The 16958-nt window shown below is 40.0% G+C and carries 16 protein-coding genes and 1 tRNA gene; 12 read left to right on the forward strand and 5 right to left on the reverse strand.

Going from position 1 to position 16958, the window contains the following annotated elements:
• Window positions 1-10 precede the first annotated feature (10 nt).
• The 3 genes from BUW93_RS06685 to odhB all read left to right on the forward strand — a co-directional run bounded on the left by BUW93_RS06685 (window position 11) and on the right by odhB (window position 5259).
• Window positions 11-985, forward strand: coding sequence for a polyprenyl synthetase family protein (locus BUW93_RS06685; RefSeq protein ID WP_081210427.1), 975 nt, complete (start codon window positions 11-13; stop codon window positions 983-985).
• Window positions 986-1180: 195 nt separating this feature from the next.
• Window positions 1181-3949 carry a 2-oxoglutarate dehydrogenase E1 component gene (locus BUW93_RS06690; RefSeq protein WP_081210428.1) on the forward strand — a complete coding sequence of 923 codons (2769 nt, stop codon included), beginning with the start codon at window positions 1181-1183 and terminating at the stop codon, window positions 3947-3949.
• A gap of 65 nt (window positions 3950-4014) precedes the next feature.
• Window positions 4015-5259 carry a 2-oxoglutarate dehydrogenase complex dihydrolipoyllysine-residue succinyltransferase gene (gene odhB / locus BUW93_RS06695; protein WP_081210429.1) on the forward strand — a complete coding sequence of 415 codons (1245 nt, stop codon included), beginning with the start codon at window positions 4015-4017 and terminating at the stop codon, window positions 5257-5259.
• A 251-nt stretch (window positions 5260-5510) separates the two neighbouring features.
• Here odhB and BUW93_RS06700 read toward each other — a convergent pair whose 3' ends face one another.
• Window positions 5511-5945, reverse strand: a complete 435-nt coding sequence (locus BUW93_RS06700; RefSeq protein WP_081210430.1) for a retropepsin-like aspartic protease — start codon at window positions 5943-5945, stop codon at window positions 5511-5513.
• Window positions 5946-5996: 51 nt separating this feature from the next.
• Between BUW93_RS06700 and BUW93_RS06705 the strand changes: the two genes are divergently transcribed.
• The 9 genes from BUW93_RS06705 to BUW93_RS06745 all read left to right on the forward strand — a co-directional run bounded on the left by BUW93_RS06705 (window position 5997) and on the right by BUW93_RS06745 (window position 12425).
• Entirely contained in the window at window positions 5997-6764 is a 768-nt protein-coding gene (locus BUW93_RS06705) for a TatD family hydrolase (protein WP_081210431.1), read from the forward strand.
• 50 nt (window positions 6765-6814) lie between these two features.
• Window positions 6815-7957, forward strand: coding sequence for a 1-acyl-sn-glycerol-3-phosphate acyltransferase (locus BUW93_RS06710; RefSeq protein WP_110688277.1), 1143 nt, complete (start codon window positions 6815-6817; stop codon window positions 7955-7957).
• Window positions 7941-8969 (forward strand): asparaginase, encoded by a 1029-nt coding sequence (locus BUW93_RS06715; protein WP_081210764.1) that lies wholly within the window; start codon window positions 7941-7943, stop codon window positions 8967-8969. Before BUW93_RS06710 ends, BUW93_RS06715 begins: the two co-directional genes overlap by 17 nt.
• Window positions 8970-9041: 72 nt before the next feature.
• Window positions 9042-9129, forward strand: a tRNA-Ser gene (locus BUW93_RS06720).
• A gap of 78 nt (window positions 9130-9207) precedes the next feature.
• Window positions 9208-10011, forward strand: a complete 804-nt coding sequence (locus BUW93_RS06725) for a MotA/TolQ/ExbB proton channel family protein (protein ID WP_081210432.1) — start codon at window positions 9208-9210, stop codon at window positions 10009-10011.
• A 14-nt stretch (window positions 10012-10025) separates the two neighbouring features.
• Window positions 10026-10463, forward strand: a complete 438-nt coding sequence (locus BUW93_RS06730) for a hypothetical protein (RefSeq protein WP_081210433.1) — start codon at window positions 10026-10028, stop codon at window positions 10461-10463.
• A gap of 4 nt (window positions 10464-10467) precedes the next feature.
• Window positions 10468-11076 carry an ExbD/TolR family protein gene (locus tag BUW93_RS06735; RefSeq protein ID WP_081210434.1) on the forward strand — a complete coding sequence of 203 codons (609 nt, stop codon included), beginning with the start codon at window positions 10468-10470 and terminating at the stop codon, window positions 11074-11076.
• Between the two features lie 37 nt (window positions 11077-11113).
• On the forward strand, window positions 11114-11596 hold the full coding sequence (locus BUW93_RS06740) for an ExbD/TolR family protein (protein WP_081210441.1): 483 nt from the start codon (window positions 11114-11116) through the stop codon (window positions 11594-11596).
• 103 nt (window positions 11597-11699) lie between these two features.
• Complete coding sequence (locus tag BUW93_RS06745) at window positions 11700-12425, forward strand: porin family protein (protein WP_081210443.1); 726 nt, start codon at window positions 11700-11702, stop codon at window positions 12423-12425.
• On the opposite strand, the gene BUW93_RS06750 is transcribed toward BUW93_RS06745, so the two are convergent.
• The 4 genes from BUW93_RS06750 to asnS form a co-directional block, all read right to left on the reverse strand.
• Window positions 12420-13025, reverse strand: coding sequence for a hypothetical protein (locus BUW93_RS06750; protein ID WP_081210445.1), 606 nt, complete (start codon window positions 13023-13025; stop codon window positions 12420-12422). The two genes, BUW93_RS06745 and BUW93_RS06750, sit on opposite strands and share 6 nt — an antisense overlap.
• Window positions 13025-14485, reverse strand: a complete 1461-nt coding sequence (rpoN, locus tag BUW93_RS06755; RefSeq protein WP_081210768.1) for an RNA polymerase factor sigma-54 — start codon at window positions 14483-14485, stop codon at window positions 13025-13027. Before rpoN ends, BUW93_RS06750 begins: the two co-directional genes overlap by 1 nt.
• Window positions 14486-14568: 83 nt before the next feature.
• Window positions 14569-15435: an RluA family pseudouridine synthase gene (locus BUW93_RS06760; RefSeq protein WP_081210447.1), complete on the reverse strand. Its 867-nt coding sequence runs from the start codon at window positions 15433-15435 to the stop codon at window positions 14569-14571.
• 3 nt (window positions 15436-15438) lie between these two features.
• Window positions 15439-16881, reverse strand: a complete 1443-nt coding sequence (gene asnS / locus BUW93_RS06765; RefSeq protein ID WP_081210449.1) for an asparagine--tRNA ligase — start codon at window positions 16879-16881, stop codon at window positions 15439-15441.
• Between the last annotated feature and the right edge of the window lie 77 nt (window positions 16882-16958).

Genomic DNA, 16958 nt, shown 5'->3' on the forward strand with positions numbered 1-16958 from the left:
AATTGATACGATGAGGTCCATTTCAGAGTACCGGGAAGAATTTTTGAAATATTTAGATACCAAAATTGAAGTAAAAGAGCCTAGAAATCTTTACGAGCCTATGCGATACATTTTGCAATTGGGCGGAAAGCGTTTAAGACCCGTGTTGGTGCTAATGGCTACTGAAATTTTTGACGCCGATTACCGCAAGGCCCTTGATGCTGCACTAGCCATAGAGATCTTTCACAATTTCTCTCTGGTGCACGACGATATTATGGACGATGCGCCTATAAGGCGGGGTAAGAAAACCGTTCATGAGAAATGGGATATTAACACAGGGATACTTTCAGGAGATGCAATGTTGATAAACGCATATCAGTTATTTGAAAATTATGAGGATAAGATTTTCAAAGAATTAGCGCAATTATTTACAAGAACTGCCATGGAGGTCTGCGAGGGGCAGCAATACGATATGGATTTTGAGGTCCGGGAAGATGTGCAAATTGAGGATTACCTGAAAATGATAGAATACAAAACAGCCGTTTTAGTGGGTGCTTCCTTGCAGATGGGGGCTATAGTTGCCGGGACGCCCAGGGAATGTAAAGAGGCAATATACCAATACGGGAGGTTGCTTGGAATTGCTTTCCAGCTTCAGGATGATTACCTGGATGCCTTTGGTGATCCTGAAACTTTTGGGAAACAATTAGGAGGTGATATTATTGAAAATAAAAAAACATTCCTCTATTTAAAGGCGCTGGAGGCATCGGGGAAAAGAGAGGCGAGACAGCTACAGCATCTCTATTCTATAAGTCCGGCAGAGACCTCCGGCAAGATAGAAGCAGTAAAAGCTTTATTTGAAAGCAGCGGTGCAGCTGAGCTTACCCGGGCCGAAATTGAAAAATATACCCAAAAGGCTTTTGATGTTTTGGATAAAATAGACTTGCAGGAAGAGAAAAAAGCTCCTTTGCGAAAATTTGGAGAGAGTTTAATGGAAAGACAGGTTTGAGCTAAGCTGCAAGATAATTCTGAAAATAATGTAAAGTATTTTTAAATATTGAAATTACCCTGATAATACGCCGGCTTACTATGTTAAATTTCTTATAAGGCATAAGATAAATATATCGTTTTCTACAAGCTCTTTTTTTAAAAATTGTATTTTTGTCCTGTTTTTAAGAATTTAAAGAAACACTAGTTTCCACTTATGGATAGATTCTCATTTCTAAATGCTGCACACACAGCATATTTCGCCGAATTATACGATCAATACCTTCAGTACCCCGACAGTGTAGAGCCCAGTTGGAGGGCTTTTTTTCAAGGCTTTGATTTTGGAATGGAGCAAAACGGCGTTGCTCCCGAAGCGCTGGAGGAAGCTCCGGTAAAATTTGAAGAGGGAAAAATACCCGATCACGTGATCAAAGAATTCAGGGTAATTCGTTTAATTGATGGTTACCGAACCCGGGGTCATTTATTTACAAAGACCAACCCTGTAAGGGAACGCCGTAAATATTCGCCCACTCTTGATATTGAAAATTTTGACCTTTCAAAAGAAGATCTGGATACTGTTTTCAATGCAGGAGATGTGCTTGGCATTGGTCCAAAAACCCTTAAAGAAATAGTTAACCATCTTGAGAATGTTTACTGTGATTCGATAGGGATCGAGTATATGTATATTCGTAAACCCGAGGAAATTTCATGGATTCAATCTAAACTGAATGTTAATGAGAACCATCCTTCGTTTTCTGCCGAAGAAAAAAAGCAAATCCTTAAGAAGTTAAATGAAGCGGTGTCCTTTGAGTCCTTTCTTCATACAAAATATGTAGGTCAAAAGCGATTTTCCCTGGAAGGTGGGGAGAGCCTGATTCCGGCACTCGATGCGCTAATTGAAAAGGCTGCCGAAACAGGAGTTCAGGAGTTTGTAATGGGTATGGCCCACCGTGGAAGGTTAAATACACTCACCAATATTTTCGGAAAAAGCGCTAAGGATATTTTTAGTGAATTTGATGGAAAAGATTATGAGCAGGATATTTTTGACGGGGATGTGAAATATCACCTCGGTTGGACTTCCTGCCGTATTACCGATAAGGGAAAAGGAATAAATATAAATATTGCTCCTAATCCCTCTCATCTTGAGACCGTAGGTCCCGTAGTAGAGGGAATTACCCGGGCAAAACAAGACAGGCGATATCAGGGTGATTCCAGTAAAGTATTACCCATTCTGGTTCATGGTGATGCCGCCATCTCGGCCCAGGGAGTGGTATATGAAGTGGTGCAAATGGCCCAGTTAGACGGTTATAAAACCGGAGGGACCATTCACATTGTAGTCAATAACCAAATTGGCTTTACCACTAATTATTTAGATGGACGTTCTTCTACCTATTGTACCGATGTGGCAAAAGTAACCCTTTCTCCTGTACTGCACGTAAATGCCGATGACGCCGAAGCTGTGGTGCATTCTATATTATTCGCGCTGGAATTTAGAATGAAGTTTGGTCGGGATGTATTTATCGACCTGCTGGGATATAGAAAATACGGACATAACGAAGGAGACGAACCCAGGTTTACTCAACCTAAACTTTATAAGGCAATCGCCAAGCATAGTAACCCAAGGGATATTTATGCAGAAAAGCTTAAGAAAGAAGGGGTGATTGAAGATGACTATGTAGGAAAACTTGAAGAGGACTATAAGGCCCGATTAGATGAAGATCTGGAAGACTCCAGAAAAGAAGAAACCACCAGGGTGACTCCTTTTATGCATGATGAATGGGAAGGCTTTCAATCAGTACGCCAAGAAGGGATGATGGAATCTGTCGAAACCGGTGTGGATATAAAAATGCTTGATCTGGTAGCAGAAACCATTTCGAAATTGCCCGGGGATAAGAAATTTTTACGAAAGATAACCAAGATCATAGAGGGCAGGAGGAAGATGTATTTTGAAAATAATAAGCTTGACTGGTCTATGGCAGAGCATCTGGCTTATGGTACTTTACTGGCAGAAGGTTATAATGTTCGCCTTAGCGGGCAGGACAGTGAAAGAGGGACCTTTTCTCACCGCCATGCCGTATTAAAAGTTGAAGACAGCGAAGAAGAAATAATTCTTCATAATAATATTCCCAATAGAGATGGGGATATATTTATTTATAATTCGCTTTTATCTGAATACGGAGTTGTAGGTTTTGATTACGGTTATGCAATGACGAGTCCAAAAACGCTCACCATTTGGGAAGCGCAATTTGGTGACTTTGTAAATGGCGCACAGATTATGATCGATCAATATATCTCGGCGGCAGAAGATAAATGGAAATTACAAAATGGTTTGGTGATGTTCCTTCCGCATGGCTATGAAGGTCAGGGTGCAGAACATTCATCAGGAAGAATGGAGCGTTTTCTTCAGCTTTGTGCCCGGGATAATATGTATGTAGCCGATATTACCACTCCTGCCAACATGTTTCATATTCTTAGAAGGCAGATGAAAGCTGGTTTTAGGAAACCTCTAATCATATTTACTCCTAAAAGTTTGCTGAGACACCCAAAAGTGATTTCTACAAAAGAAGAATTTGCTAACGGAAGTTTCAAGCCATTCCTTGACGACAAAGAAGCTAAGGTTGATAAGGTTAAAACCCTTGTTTTTTGTACCGGTAAATTCTATTACGACCTTTTGGAATTCCGCGAAGAAAATAAGCGTGACGATGTTGCTTTAGTAAGGCTTGAGCAGTTGTTCCCACTTCCGGTTTCAGAAATGAAAGAGGCCCTTAAGAAATATAAAAATGCCGATGACCTTGTGTGGGCGCAGGAAGAACCTAGAAACATGGGAGCCTATGGTCATTTATTACTGCATTTTGATGAAGCTAAGAACTTTAGGGTTTGCAGCAGGAAATTCTACGGGTCACCGGCTGCAGGTAGCGCCGTGAGGTTTAAAAAGCGTCACGAAAAAGTAATCGCCTGCGTATTTGATAAAAATTTAGAAGAATAAATAATAAGAAGTAAATTCAAAAAATATCTCTGCTTGGTAGAGGTAACAAAATAAAAATTAAGAACATGGCTTTAGAAATGAAAGTTCCTTCTCCAGGAGAATCGATAACCGAAGTAGAAATAGCCCAGTGGCTTGTTGAAGACGGGGATTACGTTGAAAAAGATCAGGCGGTCGCCGAGGTTGATAGTGATAAAGCTACCCTGGAATTACCTGCCGAGGCTAGCGGAATCATCACTCTTAAAGCTGAAGAAGGTGATGCCGTAGCCGTAGGTGAGGTAGTTTGCTTAATCGATACCGAGGCTCCAAAGCCCGGAGGTGGTGAAGAAAAATCTGAAGCAAAAGCGGAAGATAAGAAAGAGGAAAAATCCGGTAAAGAAGAGCCTAAAAAAGAGGAGAAAAAAGAAGAGTCTAAAGAGGCTTCCAAAGAGACCTATGCTACAGGAAGTCCTTCTCCGGCTGCTAAGAAAATTCTCGATGAAAAGGGAATTGAGCCTAAATCTGTGAAGGGAAGTGGTAAGGATGGTCGAGTAACCAAAGAAGACGCTGTCCAGGCAAAAGCCTCTATGGGAACTCCGGGTCCTGGAAAAAGAGGGGAATCCCGTAAAAAAATGTCTATGCTTAGACGAAAAGTAGCTCAACGCCTGGTTTCAGCAAAAAATGAAACAGCGATGCTTACTACTTTTAACGAGGTAGATATGGCTCCTATCTTTGCGTTGCGTAAAAAATATAAGGAAGAATTTAAAGAAAAGCATGGAGTAAGCCTCGGGTTTATGTCTTTCTTTACCCTGGCAGTAGTGCGGGCGCTGGAAATGTACCCCGATGTAAACTCGATGGTAGATGGAGATTATCAGATAAAATATGATTTTAAAGATATTAGTATAGCCGTTTCAGGACCCAAGGGGCTAATGGTTCCGGTGATTAGAAATGCTGAAAATCTTAGTTTCAGAGGTGTAGAAGAGGAGGTTAAACGTCTGGCTGTTCGGGCAAGGGACGGTGAAATCACGGTAGATGAAATGACTGGAGGAACTTTTACCATAACCAATGGCGGGGTCTTTGGGTCTATGCTTTCTACTCCTATTATTAACCCTCCACAAAGTGCTATTCTTGGGATGCATAATATTGTAGAGCGCCCCGTAGCCGTAGATGGCCACGTAGAAATTAGGCCGATTATGTATGTGGCCTTGTCTTACGATCACAGAATTATAGACGGAAAAGAGTCTGTAGGATTCCTGGTTGCAATTAAAGAAGCTCTCGAAAATCCAGAAGAGCTCTTGATGGATAATGATGTGAAGCGGGCTTTGGAACTATAGAAAAGTCTTTGCTTGTCTGTTATAAATAAAAAAGGAGGCCCAGGGCCTCCTTTTCTAATTCCAATAACAAATTAAAATAAAATAAGGGATGCTATGTTAAGTGACAAAACTCCTATGACTGCAGCCGTAAGGATGACGAGAAATACTATACTAAGAGTCTTATTTTTAAACAAAACAGGCATCATCTAACATTAATGTTTCAAATTTAGATTATAAGCTGCCTTGCATCAAGGGGAAATTTCCCCTAAAATTTATTTGAGATACAAAGATTTGTTCTTGTAATCTATAATTGCTTTTCCTTTCCTTAAGATATCGGCTCCAATTATACCATGTACCTTTTCGGCCTCGTGATTGAGAAGAGCTTCATTGACATGGCGAAGATCAAAAAGCACCAGATCTACTTTTTTCTTTTTCCATCCTTTTATTTCAATTTTGTTCTTTTGGGCTATTTGAGTGAGCATATTTGTGGCACCGGCTCCTGCAGCTTTTATGTCGCTGTCTTCGGCAAGAAGCTGAAAATGCTCTATGGCCTCCATTCCTACGCAAGTACTGGAAGCGCCAGTATCCAGGATGAAATTTCCTTCAATATTATTTATTTTCGCAACCACTTCAAGGTGATTGGTTTTGGTGATATTTAACTTGATACGCTTATAACCTTTCTCTTTCAGCAATTTCTTAAATGACATTCCTTGTTTTTTGACAAAGATAGGTCTTCAAAATAAATTAATTTTGCAATTATGATATTAACCGATACCCATATACATTTATACAGCGAAGATTTTCAGAAAGATCAAAATGCAGTTATTGAAGAGGCTTTTGAAAATGATATCAAGAGGTTTTTTCTGCCTGCGATAGATTCCACTTATGTCCCGGCCATGTATAGGCTGGAAAAAAAATATCCGAAGCATGTCTTCCTAATGGCTGGCTTGCATCCAACGCATGTAAAAGATGATTTTGAAGAAGAGCTGGCTAAAGTTGAAAAACAGTTTTTGGAAAGAAATTTTGTTGCCGTTGGAGAGATAGGCATCGATTTGTACTGGGACAAGAGTACCTTGGAAATTCAGAAAGTGGCTTTTAGAAGGCAGATTCAGCTGGCAAAAAAATATAAATTACCCATAGTTATACATTGCCGGGAGGCTTTTGATGAAATTTTTGAAGTTCTGGAAAGTGAAAAAAGTGAAGACCTCTACGGAATTTTCCATTGCTTTACAGGAACTTATGAGCAGGCTCAGCAAGCAATGTCCTATAATATGAAGCTTGGGATAGGGGGAGTAGTCACTTTTAAGAATGGAAAGATCGATAAATTTCTAAAGCAAATTCCCATTGAGGAAATTGTACTGGAAACCGACGGGCCATACCTGGCGCCGGTTCCCTTTAGGGGAAAACGTAATAAACCTGTATATTTAAGAAAGGTAGCCGAAAAAGTTGCAGAAATTTACCAGCTCAGGCTGGAGGAAGTGGCTTCAATTACTACTCAAAGTTCTAAAGATATTTTTAAGATTTAAGGGGTAATAAAATTTAAATTTGTTCATTTGCTAAGAAAATAAGACTTTTTGTGAAGGATTTTGAAGATATAAGATTTTACCGCGACGATGAGGTGCAGCAGGCCTTAAAGGAGAATATTAAGCACCCAATGATTAAGGCGCTGTTACAGTTCACTTTTCCTGAAAAGGATTTTGCGGAGATTGAAGAGATTACGCTGGCTTGTACCTCCATTAGAGAGTTTCAAACCAAAGTGATTTATCATTCTGTACAAAAAGTTTTGGAGCGGAGTACTGAAGGTCTTACCTATTCGGGCTTTGATAAGCTGAATAAGAATGAATCCTATTTTTATATTTCAAATCATCGCGATATTGTATTAGATACCTCTCTTCTGAACAGTGCTTTATATGAGAGTGACCTGGTGATGACGGCTTCGGCCATAGGAGATAACCTGGTGCAAAAACCTTTTTTGATGTTACTTTCCCGTCTTAACAGGAATTTTCTGGTGAAGCGTGGGTTAGGGCCCAGGGAAATGCTTAAAAGTTCACAAAATCTGTCTAATTACATTAAACATCTTCTTCTTGAAGAAGGGCGCTCGGTTTGGATGGCACAAAGAGAAGGCCGCACCAAAGATGGTAGCGATCATACCCAGCAGGGTGTTTTAAAAATGATCGCCATGGCAAAAGGCAATCTCAGTCTTACTGAATACCTGAAGAAACTAAAGATAGTTCCGGTGGCAATCTCCTATGAATTTGATCCTACCGATAGATTGAAAATGCCTGAAATTATGGCCAAACGCATGCAGGAGACCTATGTGAAATCTGCTAATGAAGATTTTAATAGTATTATGCAGGGTGCCCTTGGTAATAAAGGTCGTATCCACATTAGTGCCGGAGATGTTTTGGGAGAAGAGGTTTTTGACGGAATAGAGAAAAATGCAGCTTCGGTAAACGAACAATTAAAGACTATCACTACCAAGATTGATGAAGCGGTGTACAGGAATTATAAACTTTGGCCTTCCAATTATATCGCCTGTGATCTTTTGAATAATTCCAGTACCTATTCCGATAAATATTCTGAAAAAGAAAAGCGACAGTTTGAGCGCCGAATTTCCCGAAGAATAGATATGAAAAATGCGCTTGAACTAAATAGTTACCTTTTAATGTATGCCAACCCGGTAATCAATAAAAATGCGCTTTATGAAAAAAAAGGCTAATATTCTCCTTATTTATACCGGGGGGACTATAGGTATGATCAAAGATTATGATACCGGAGCCTTAAAGGCTTTTAATTTCGATGAATTACTTCAGAATATACCTGAGCTTAAGATACTCGAACATAATATTGATACCTTAAGTTTTGACGAGCCTATCGATTCTTCGAACATGGATCCCGAATGCTGGGTGCAGATTGCCGATACCATTAATTCTAATTTTGAAGAATATGATGGCTTCGTGATTCTGCACGGCAGTGATACCATGGCCTATACGGCTTCGGCACTTAGTTTTATGTTCGAAAACCTTACTAAGCCCGTGATTTTTACCGGATCCCAGCTTCCGATAGGTGATTTAAGAACCGATGCAAAAGAAAATCTCATTACCAGCATACAGATTGCCGGATTGCAAAAAAACGATAGACCTGTAATTAGTGAGGTGGGACTTTATTTTGAATATAAACTTTACCGTGCCAACCGCAGCACCAAAATAAATGCTGAACATTTTCAGGCTTTTGCTTCAATGAACCATCCACCATTGGCAGAATCCGGGGTTTATCTTTCGGTAAATTACAATGCCTTGTGGAAGCCAAATAGGAAGCAGCCTACAAAACTTCATACCAATTTTAATGATGATGTTCTTATTCTGAAAATGTTCCCGGGAATTAGTGAAAGCACCATCAGGCATATTTTGTCCAAGAAAAATTTAAAAGGAGTTGTTCTGGAAACCTATGGCAGCGGAAATGCTCCCAGCGCTCCCTGGTTTGTTAATATATTAAAAGAAAGAATCGCCGAGGGCTTATGCGTGGTAAATGTGACCCAGTGCATAGCGGGGAGTGTAAATATGGGGCAATATGAAACCAGTGTTAAGCTAAAACAGATAGGGGTGGTTTCCGGAAAAGATATTACTACAGAGGCCGCAGTCGCTAAATTAATGTATTTATTAGGAAAAGATTTAAGCCCTGAGGTTTTTAAAACTATCTTTGAAACCTCTCTGCGAGGGGAAATGTCATAAAATTAACGCCAACAACTTGATTGAGTTTAATTTTTTTTGTTATTTGGCGCACCGTTTAGAAAACGTTAAGAAAGAGAGGTGGCCGAGTGGTCGAAGGCGCACGCCTGGAAAGTGTGTATACGCCAAAAGCGTATCGAGGGTTCGAATCCCTTCCTCTCTGCAAAATTTATAGTATTTTTATTAAAATTTTATTTTTATATCTTTAACCCTTTAACTAATTAAATTAAGACAAACAGCAATGAAAAGATTATTTTCTATTTTGGTAATCGCCGCGGTGATGGTGCTAGGAGCCGGAAACCTATATGCGGCCAATAATGTGAATACATTACCTGAGACAATTGTAAATTTTGTACAGGATGATGAGGCTGCAGCTGCCGCTGACGAGGTAGAGGAAGAAAGCCTCGGTTTTCACCAGGAACTTAAAAAACGATTTATAGAAGGGGGTCCTGCCTTTATGGGGATCGTGCTTTTATGTTTAATTCTTGGTCTGGCTGTAGCCATTGAGAGAATCATCTTTTTGAATCTTTCTACCACAAACACCAGAAAACTGGCAAAGGATGTTGAAGACGCTTTAAACAGTGGTGGAGTAGATGCTGCTAAAGAGGTATGCCGAAACACTAAAGGTCCTGTTGCTTCTATCTATTATCAGGGTCTGGATCGTGCCGATGAAAGCATTGACGCTGCAGAGAAAGCCGTAGTTGCTTATGGTGGTGTTCAAATGGGACAATTGGAGAAAAACGTATCCTGGGTGTCTTTATTTATCGCCATTGCACCTATGCTTGGTTTCATGGGAACTGTAATTGGTATGATTACCGCCTTCGATAGAATTGAGGCTGCTGGTGATATGCAACCATCACTTGTTGCCGGAGGTATTAAAGTGGCGTTACTTACTACAGTATTTGGTTTGATCGTGGCTATTATCCTTCAAATCTTTTATAACTATATTATCGCTAAAATCGATAGCATCGTAAATGATATGGAAGATGCTTCTATTACCCTTATCGATATGTTAGTAGCTTACAAAAACAAAAAAAGAATCTAAGACCAGATTAAATTATGACTTTACATAAAATATTAAAATATATAGCCCTCGTTATTGGTGTTATAGGTCTTATCCTGCTTGGAAGGATCCTGGCCGAAAACGATGATGCTATCGAGGCCTCAGCCGATCTGCAGAACAGCCTTCTTGATCCGTTTATGTGGGTAGCGTATCTGGTATTAGCCGTTGTGTTGGTATTGGTAGCCTTCTTTGTAATAAAAGGCCTTTTTAAAGGAAATATCAAAAACACACTTATTTCTCTAGGGGCATTTTTAGCAGTTATTGTAATTGCATATGTGATAACCGATGGATCTGAAATGACTCTTAAAGACGGAAGTGTTCTTTCGGCGAGTGGAGCTCATTGGATAAGCGCAGGATTAGTGACTTTTTACATCCTTGCAGGAGTAGCTATTTTAGCAATGATATTCTCTGGAGTTAAAAAATTAATGAAGTAATAATATGGCAAGAAGAGATGCACCAGAAGTTAATGCCGGCTCGATGGCCGATATTGCTTTCTTGCTTCTAATCTTCTTTTTGGTAACCACAACCATTGAGACAGATAGCGGGATAAGTAGGAAACTACCCCCGTGGCAGCCAGAAGAGCAAGAGCCGCCGGTAATTAAGCAGAGAAACATCTTTACTGTACTTGTTAACCGTAATAATGAGTTACTTGTAGAAGATGAGTTTATGGAGATTGAGGAATTGCGTCAGGCAGCCTTCGAATTTTTAGATAATGGAGGGGGAGCCGGAGACGAGGCCTGTGATTTCTGTCAGGGCCCCGGTGATCCATCTTCCTCTGTGAACCCACAGAAAGCGATTATTTCCCTGGTGAATAACCGTGGTACCGAGTATGGAACCTATATCGCAGTTCAAAATGAACTCGTAGCGGCTTATAACCAATTGAGGGATCGGGAAGCCCAACGTATGTTTGGAAAATCCTTTACCCAAATGGAAAAGGAGTATAACGATCCTAATTACACAGGAAATAAGGATAAACTGAAAGATCAAATTGAGGTTATTAAAGATATGATACCTCAAAAGCTTTCTGAAGCAGAGCCAACAAGTTAACAGGCCTACTAACAAAACTTAAATTTGAGACTTAATTATGTCTAAATTCAAAAAGAAAACAAACGAAGGGCAACCAGCTATTAGTACAGCATCCTTACCGGATATTGTGTTTATGCTACTGTTCTTCTTTATGGTGGTAACCGTGATGCGCCAAAATACCTTGATGGTTAAGAATAAATTACCTTATGCCAATCAGGTTGAAAAACTGGATAAAAAGGATTTGGTAATGTACATCTACGCCGGTAAACCGAGTCCGCGTTATCAACAGCGTTTTGGAACCGAAGCCAGAATCCAGTTGAATGATAAGTTTGCCAGTGTAAGTGAGGTGCAACAGTTTATTTATTCTGAAAGAGAGACTAAGCGTGAAGAATTGATTCCCTATTTAACTACTGCCTTAAAGGTAGATGAAGAAACAAATATGGGATTGGTTTCAGACATCAAACAGGAATTGAGAAAAGCTGAAGCTCTTAAAATCAATTATACCACCTTACAAGGGGATGCCTTAAGAAATATGGAATAACGGATAGTCCGTTAAATCTTTTCAAAACTGTAAAAACATCCTGCCTTAATTAATTTTTGGCAGGATGTTTTTTTATATTTAATAATTAAATGTATAAATCCAGATGAAGTTGGTGCGGCTTAATTTCTTCTTTCTCCTTTTCCTGCCCTTAATGCTTACTGCACAAATAAATGAACAGGAAGAAGCAAGACGAATTCCCGATACGGTGCCCTCGGTTATAGATAGTCTGTACCGCGAGGATCAGTTTTATATAGGTCTTACTTTTAACCTAATAGATCAAAAGCCTGCCTCGATTTCTCAGTCGAGTTTTTCAGGGGGACTACATCTTGGTTTTATAAGGGATTTTCCCTTGAATAAACAACGTAATATCGCAATAGGGACTGGGTTGGGCTGGTCTTTAAACAGCTTTGGTCATAATCTTTTTGTCGGACAGGCAGAGAATGGTGAAACCATCTTTAGAAGTCTTGATAAGAGCCTGGATTATGATACTAACCGATTCACTACCCAGCTTATTGAAGCTCCTGTAGAATTTAGATGGCGTACTTCTTCAGCCGAAAGCTATAAGTTCTGGCGTGTTTATACGGGCTTGAAATTTGGATATATTTATAAATTTAAATCTAATTTTGTCCAACCTGGCAACCAAGTGGTACAATACGATCTCCCGGAATTAAACCGGTTCCGGTTGGGAGCCAATCTCACCTTTGGTTACAACACTTTCAACTTTCATTTTTATTATAGTCTGAATCCTCTCTTTAAAGATTCCTTTGTAGATGACTCTGAAATAGGAATGCACCTCGTTCGCATAGGCTTAATGTTCTACATACTATAGCCAGAATCGCCACATAATTAACTGAGGAAGAAATCCAGCCAGGGCACCGAGTAAAAGTTCTGGTGGGGTGTGGGCCTTGTAATATAATCGGGAAGAACCTGTTAATCCACTTGCCAGCACTAAAAACAGGATGCTATAGACAAGGTTTATGCGGTAATGAATGCTTAGGCCTGCGAGGAACATTGTTATGCCGGCCAACCCCATCATATGAAGACTTATTTTTATTCTGAAAATCGAAAAAAGATAAGCCACTACCCCTGAAATTAAAATCCCGGTGAAGTAATAGTAGAGTGCTGGATAGTTGTATACATTCAATATCTGCTTTAATATCATCAATGTTAACAGAATAAAGAAGAAAAGTGGCCACTTTCGCTCTTTTGCATTTTGCATAAAAATACTGTCTACTTTTCCGAGATTCCGAAGCAGAAAATAGAAAACAATGGGGATGAAGATAGTGAGAATAGCAATAGCCAGTAATTTAGCCTGTATCACCCCCGATGGAAAGAAACGCGGCGTGACCAAAAAATAAATAAGACTTCCCCCCAGAGGCATCCAAATAGGATGAAAGATATAGGAAGCGCTTTTCAACAAAAAGTTCATTAAATTTCCTTTCTTAAACGGGCCACCGGAATATCGAGCTGCTCCCTGTATTTGGCGACTGTGCGGCGGGCTATAGGGTATCCTTTATCCTTTAATACTTTGGCTAATTTCTCATCTGTTAAAGGCTTCTTCTTGTTTTCTTCTTCTATAGACATTTCCAGGATCTTTTTTATCTCCCGTGTAGAGACATCTTCACCCTGGTCATTTTTCATAGATTCAGAAAAGAACTCTTTTATGAGCTTCGTTCCGTAGGGAGTGTCTACATATTTACTATTGGCTACCCTGGAAACTGTAGATACATCCATTCCAATCTCATCTGCAATATCCTTAAGAATCATCGGTCTGAGGTTACGCTCATCCCCGGTTAGAAAATATTCTTTCTGGTAGTTCATTATAGAACTCATAGTAACCATAAGGGTTTGCTGGCGCTGTTTGATGGCTTCTATAAACCATTTTGCCGAATCGAGTTTCTGTTTGATGAACATCACAGCATCTTTTTGATCCTTGGTTTTTTCCTTAGACTCTTTATAGCCTTTAAGCATATCACTATAATCTCTGGAAACGTGCATTTGGGGCGCATTTCTTCCGTTTAAGCTTAACTCCAGATCTCCATCAACAATTTTTATGGTAAAATCGGGGATTACGTGCTCAACTATCCTGGTGTTACCGGAGTAGGAGCCTCCCGGTTTGGGGTTAAGATGCTCAATTACATCTATAGCTTCCCTTAGTTCATCTTCACTTATATCGTGACGGGAAAGCAGTTTGGTATAATGTTTTTTGCTGAAAAGGTCAAAGGATCTATCCAGCATATCGGTAGCGAGTTGAACGGCTTTAGTAGGTTCCCGTCTGTCAAGCTGGAGTAACAAACATTCCTGCAGAGAACGGGCGCCTACTCCGGCAGGATCAAGGGCCTGAACTTTCTTTAAAACGTTTTCTACCGTTTTTTCATCGGTGTAAATATTTTGGGTAAAAGCAAGATCATCAACCACATCCTGAAGTTCTCTTCTAAGATAGCCGCTTTCATCTATACTCCCCACCAGAAAATCTGCGATCTCCTGTTCATTATCGTTAAACCTTAATGTGCTTAACTGGGTTTTTAAATATTGTGTAAATGAAGTTCCCGAAGCATAGGGCACACTTTTTTCATCATCGTCTGCGCTGTAATTATTAGCCTGAAGCCTGTAGCTGGGGATTTCATCGTCGCTAAGATATTCGTCTACGTCAATTTCTGTTTCTATAGTCTCATTATCGTAATCATCATCACTTTCAGCATTCGAGAAATCTTCTTCGTATTCATCCTCACTCTCTAATTTCCCATCTTCCAGGGCAGGGTTTTCCTCCAATTCTTCCTTGATCCTTTGCTCAAAAGCCTGCGTAGGAAGCTGGATGAGTTTCATCAGCTGGATTTGCTGAGGAGAAAGCTTCTGTGAGAGTTTTAGATTTAATTGTTGTTTAAGCATATAAATTATTTTGCCTTTCACAAAAATAAGCAAAACAACGCTACACTGGCTTTGGCACAGTAAATGATTGTGGTAAAATTTTGTTAAGTAAGCCCCTCCTGTTCTAGAATTTTTATGAATCTTTTGGGAAGAGTCACAGCAATATCCAGGCTTTTTTGCGTTACAGGATGCTCAAATTTAAGGGAGGTGGCTACAAGGAATAACCCTTTTAGATTGCCTGAACTTTTTCCTTTTCCATACAATTTATCGCCCACAATAGGGAAACCGGCCTGTGCCAAATGGATTCTGATCTGGTGAGTTCTTCCGGTTTTTGGAGTGGCATTAACAAGAGAATAATCATTCCCTTTAAACCGGAAGCTTCTTATAAGGGAAATTTCGGTTTCAGAGTATTTTCCTCCAATATTATCCTGGAGTCTCTTTCGATTGGGGAACTTTCCATCTACTAAAGCCGTGTAGATTTTCTCAATTCTCTTTTCTTTAAAATCACTATGAAGTTTTCTAAGGCTGTCTCCGGTTTTTGCAATCAGCAATAGGCCTGAGGTGGGGTTATCCAGCCTGTGTGCCGGCTGTGGTGAAGAAAGTGCTGTAGGCGCCGTTGAAACTTTTAAATTGTACTGAAGCGCATTCGTGATAGTCTTGAAGTAATTTCCGCTGGTGGGATATCCGGCTGGTTTATTTATCACTGCAATATGCTCATCTTCAAAAAGAACTTCAAGTTTTAAATTGAATACCTTTTGCGGGGCTTCCTGTTGGAAAAGTTCTATTTTTTGCCCTTCAATTATCCAGTCTCCGGTGTTAGCCGCTTTGCCGTCTATTTTTATTTCGCCCCGCTTAATGGCTTTTTTGATACTGCTTTTAGTAGGTGCAGCCTGGAAGATGGAAACCGCATATTCCTGCAGCCGAATATCTTTTACGCCTGCAGGAACAATATGGGTTTCAATAAGTTTCAAAATTTAAAATTCAGCGTTTTGTGGGGTTCTGGGGAAAGGAATTACGTCCCTAATATTCCCCATTCCGGTTACAAACTGCACCAGGCGTTCGAAGCCAAGCCCAAACCCACTATGTACACAAGTTCCGAATTTTCTGGTGTCTAAATACCACCAAAGTTCTTTCTCATCAATATCGAGTTCTTTCATCTTTGATTTCAGCACCTCCAGGCGTTCTTCCCGTTGAGATCCCCCAACGATCTCTCCAATTCCGGGGAAAAGAATATCCATAGCCCGAACCGTTTTTCCATCTTCATTTAAACGCATATAGAATGCCTTGATGTTAGCCGGATAATCAAACAGGATCACAGGGCATTTAAAGTGTTTCTCTACCAGGAAGCGTTCATGTTCGCTCTGTAGATCGGCGCCCCAATCTTCAATCACATAATTGAATTTTTTCTTTTTATTAGGCTTACTGTTCTTAAGGATCTCGATTGCTTCAGTGTAACTTACCCGTTTAAAATTATTATCCAGAACAAAATGAAGTTTTTCCATCAGGTTCATGTCACTGCGTTCGTTCTGGGGCTTAGACTTATCTTCATTTTGAAGCCTTTTCTCTAAAAATGCAAGATCGTCTTTGCAGTTTTCAAGCACATACTTCAGAACGTATTTAATAAAATCTTCCGCTAGATCCATATTCCCATCCAGGTCACAGAAAGCCACTTCCGGCTCTATCATCCAGAATTCTGCCAGATGTCTTGAGGTGTTTGAATTCTCTGCCCTAAAGGTGGGTCCGAAGGTATAAACCTGTCCCAGCCCCAGCGCATAGGTTTCTGCCTCCAGCTGGCCTGAAACGGTTAAATTGGTCTCTTTTCCGAAGAAGTCCTTTTTATAATCTATACTTCCGTCTTCGGTTTTAGACGGATTTTTTAAATCAAAAGCAGTTACCTTAAACATTTCCCCGGCACCCTCAGCATCACTTCCCGTGATAATTGGGGTGTTTACATAATGGAAATTATTTTGCTGAAAATAACTGTGCACGGCAAAAGACAATTTGGATCGCACGCGCATCACAGCACCAAAGGTATTGGTGCGAACCCTCAAATGAGCTTGCTCCCTAAGTTTTTCCAGGCTGTGGCGTTTTGGGGAAAGAATGGTTAGCTTTACTTCTTCGGGGTTAGCATCTCCCAGCACTTCCAATTCCTTTACCTCTATCTCTACGCGTTGTTGACTGCCTTCACTTTCTATTAAAGTTCCTGCAACCCTAATGGCAGCACCAACCGTCACCCTTTTTAAAAGGTCTTCGCTGAAATTTTCGAAATCTACAACACATTGAAGGTTGTTGATGGTCGACCCATCGTTCATCGCGATAAAGCGATTGCTCCTAAACGAGCGTACCCAACCTTTAACTTCAAATTCCTGTAAAAACTGATTGCTGTCTAATATTTCAGCAATTTTTGCTTGTATCATTTATGTTAGATTTAGAAAGAAACAAAGATAATTTTTCCGTTTATGCTTAGCAAGTAAGCGCTTTATTTTGAATGCCC

It is taken from the genome of Salegentibacter sediminis (assembly GCF_002078605.1).
Taxonomy (GTDB): Bacteria; Bacteroidota; Bacteroidia; order Flavobacteriales; family Flavobacteriaceae; genus Salegentibacter; species Salegentibacter sediminis.

Bases quoted from the DNA above. Each gene is read 5' to 3' on its own strand.
- BUW93_RS06705 (WP_081210431.1), top strand. From the start codon at position 5,997: ATGATATTAACCGATACCCATATACATTTATACAGCGAAGATTTTCAG.
- BUW93_RS06700 (WP_081210430.1), bottom strand. From the start codon at position 5,945: ATGTCATTTAAGAAATTGCTGAAAGAGAAAGGTTATAAGCGTATCAAG.
- asnS (WP_081210449.1), bottom strand. From the start codon at position 16,881: ATGATACAAGCAAAAATTGCTGAAATATTAGACAGCAATCAGTTTTTA.
- BUW93_RS06740 (WP_081210441.1), top strand. From the start codon at position 11,114: ATGTCTAAATTCAAAAAGAAAACAAACGAAGGGCAACCAGCTATTAGT.
- BUW93_RS06735 (WP_081210434.1), top strand. From the start codon at position 10,468: ATGGCAAGAAGAGATGCACCAGAAGTTAATGCCGGCTCGATGGCCGAT.
- BUW93_RS06750 (WP_081210445.1), bottom strand. From the start codon at position 13,025: ATGAACTTTTTGTTGAAAAGCGCTTCCTATATCTTTCATCCTATTTGG.
- BUW93_RS06715 (WP_081210764.1), top strand. From the start codon at position 7,941: ATGAAAAAAAAGGCTAATATTCTCCTTATTTATACCGGGGGGACTATA.
- BUW93_RS06685 (WP_081210427.1), top strand. From the start codon at position 11: ATGAGGTCCATTTCAGAGTACCGGGAAGAATTTTTGAAATATTTAGAT.
- BUW93_RS06690 (WP_081210428.1), top strand. From the start codon at position 1,181: ATGGATAGATTCTCATTTCTAAATGCTGCACACACAGCATATTTCGCC.
- BUW93_RS06730 (WP_081210433.1), top strand. From the start codon at position 10,026: ATGACTTTACATAAAATATTAAAATATATAGCCCTCGTTATTGGTGTT.
- odhB (WP_081210429.1), top strand. From the start codon at position 4,015: ATGGCTTTAGAAATGAAAGTTCCTTCTCCAGGAGAATCGATAACCGAA.
- BUW93_RS06745 (WP_081210443.1), top strand. From the start codon at position 11,700: ATGAAGTTGGTGCGGCTTAATTTCTTCTTTCTCCTTTTCCTGCCCTTA.
- rpoN (WP_081210768.1), bottom strand. From the start codon at position 14,485: ATGCTTAAACAACAATTAAATCTAAAACTCTCACAGAAGCTTTCTCCT.
- BUW93_RS06725 (WP_081210432.1), top strand. From the start codon at position 9,208: ATGAAAAGATTATTTTCTATTTTGGTAATCGCCGCGGTGATGGTGCTA.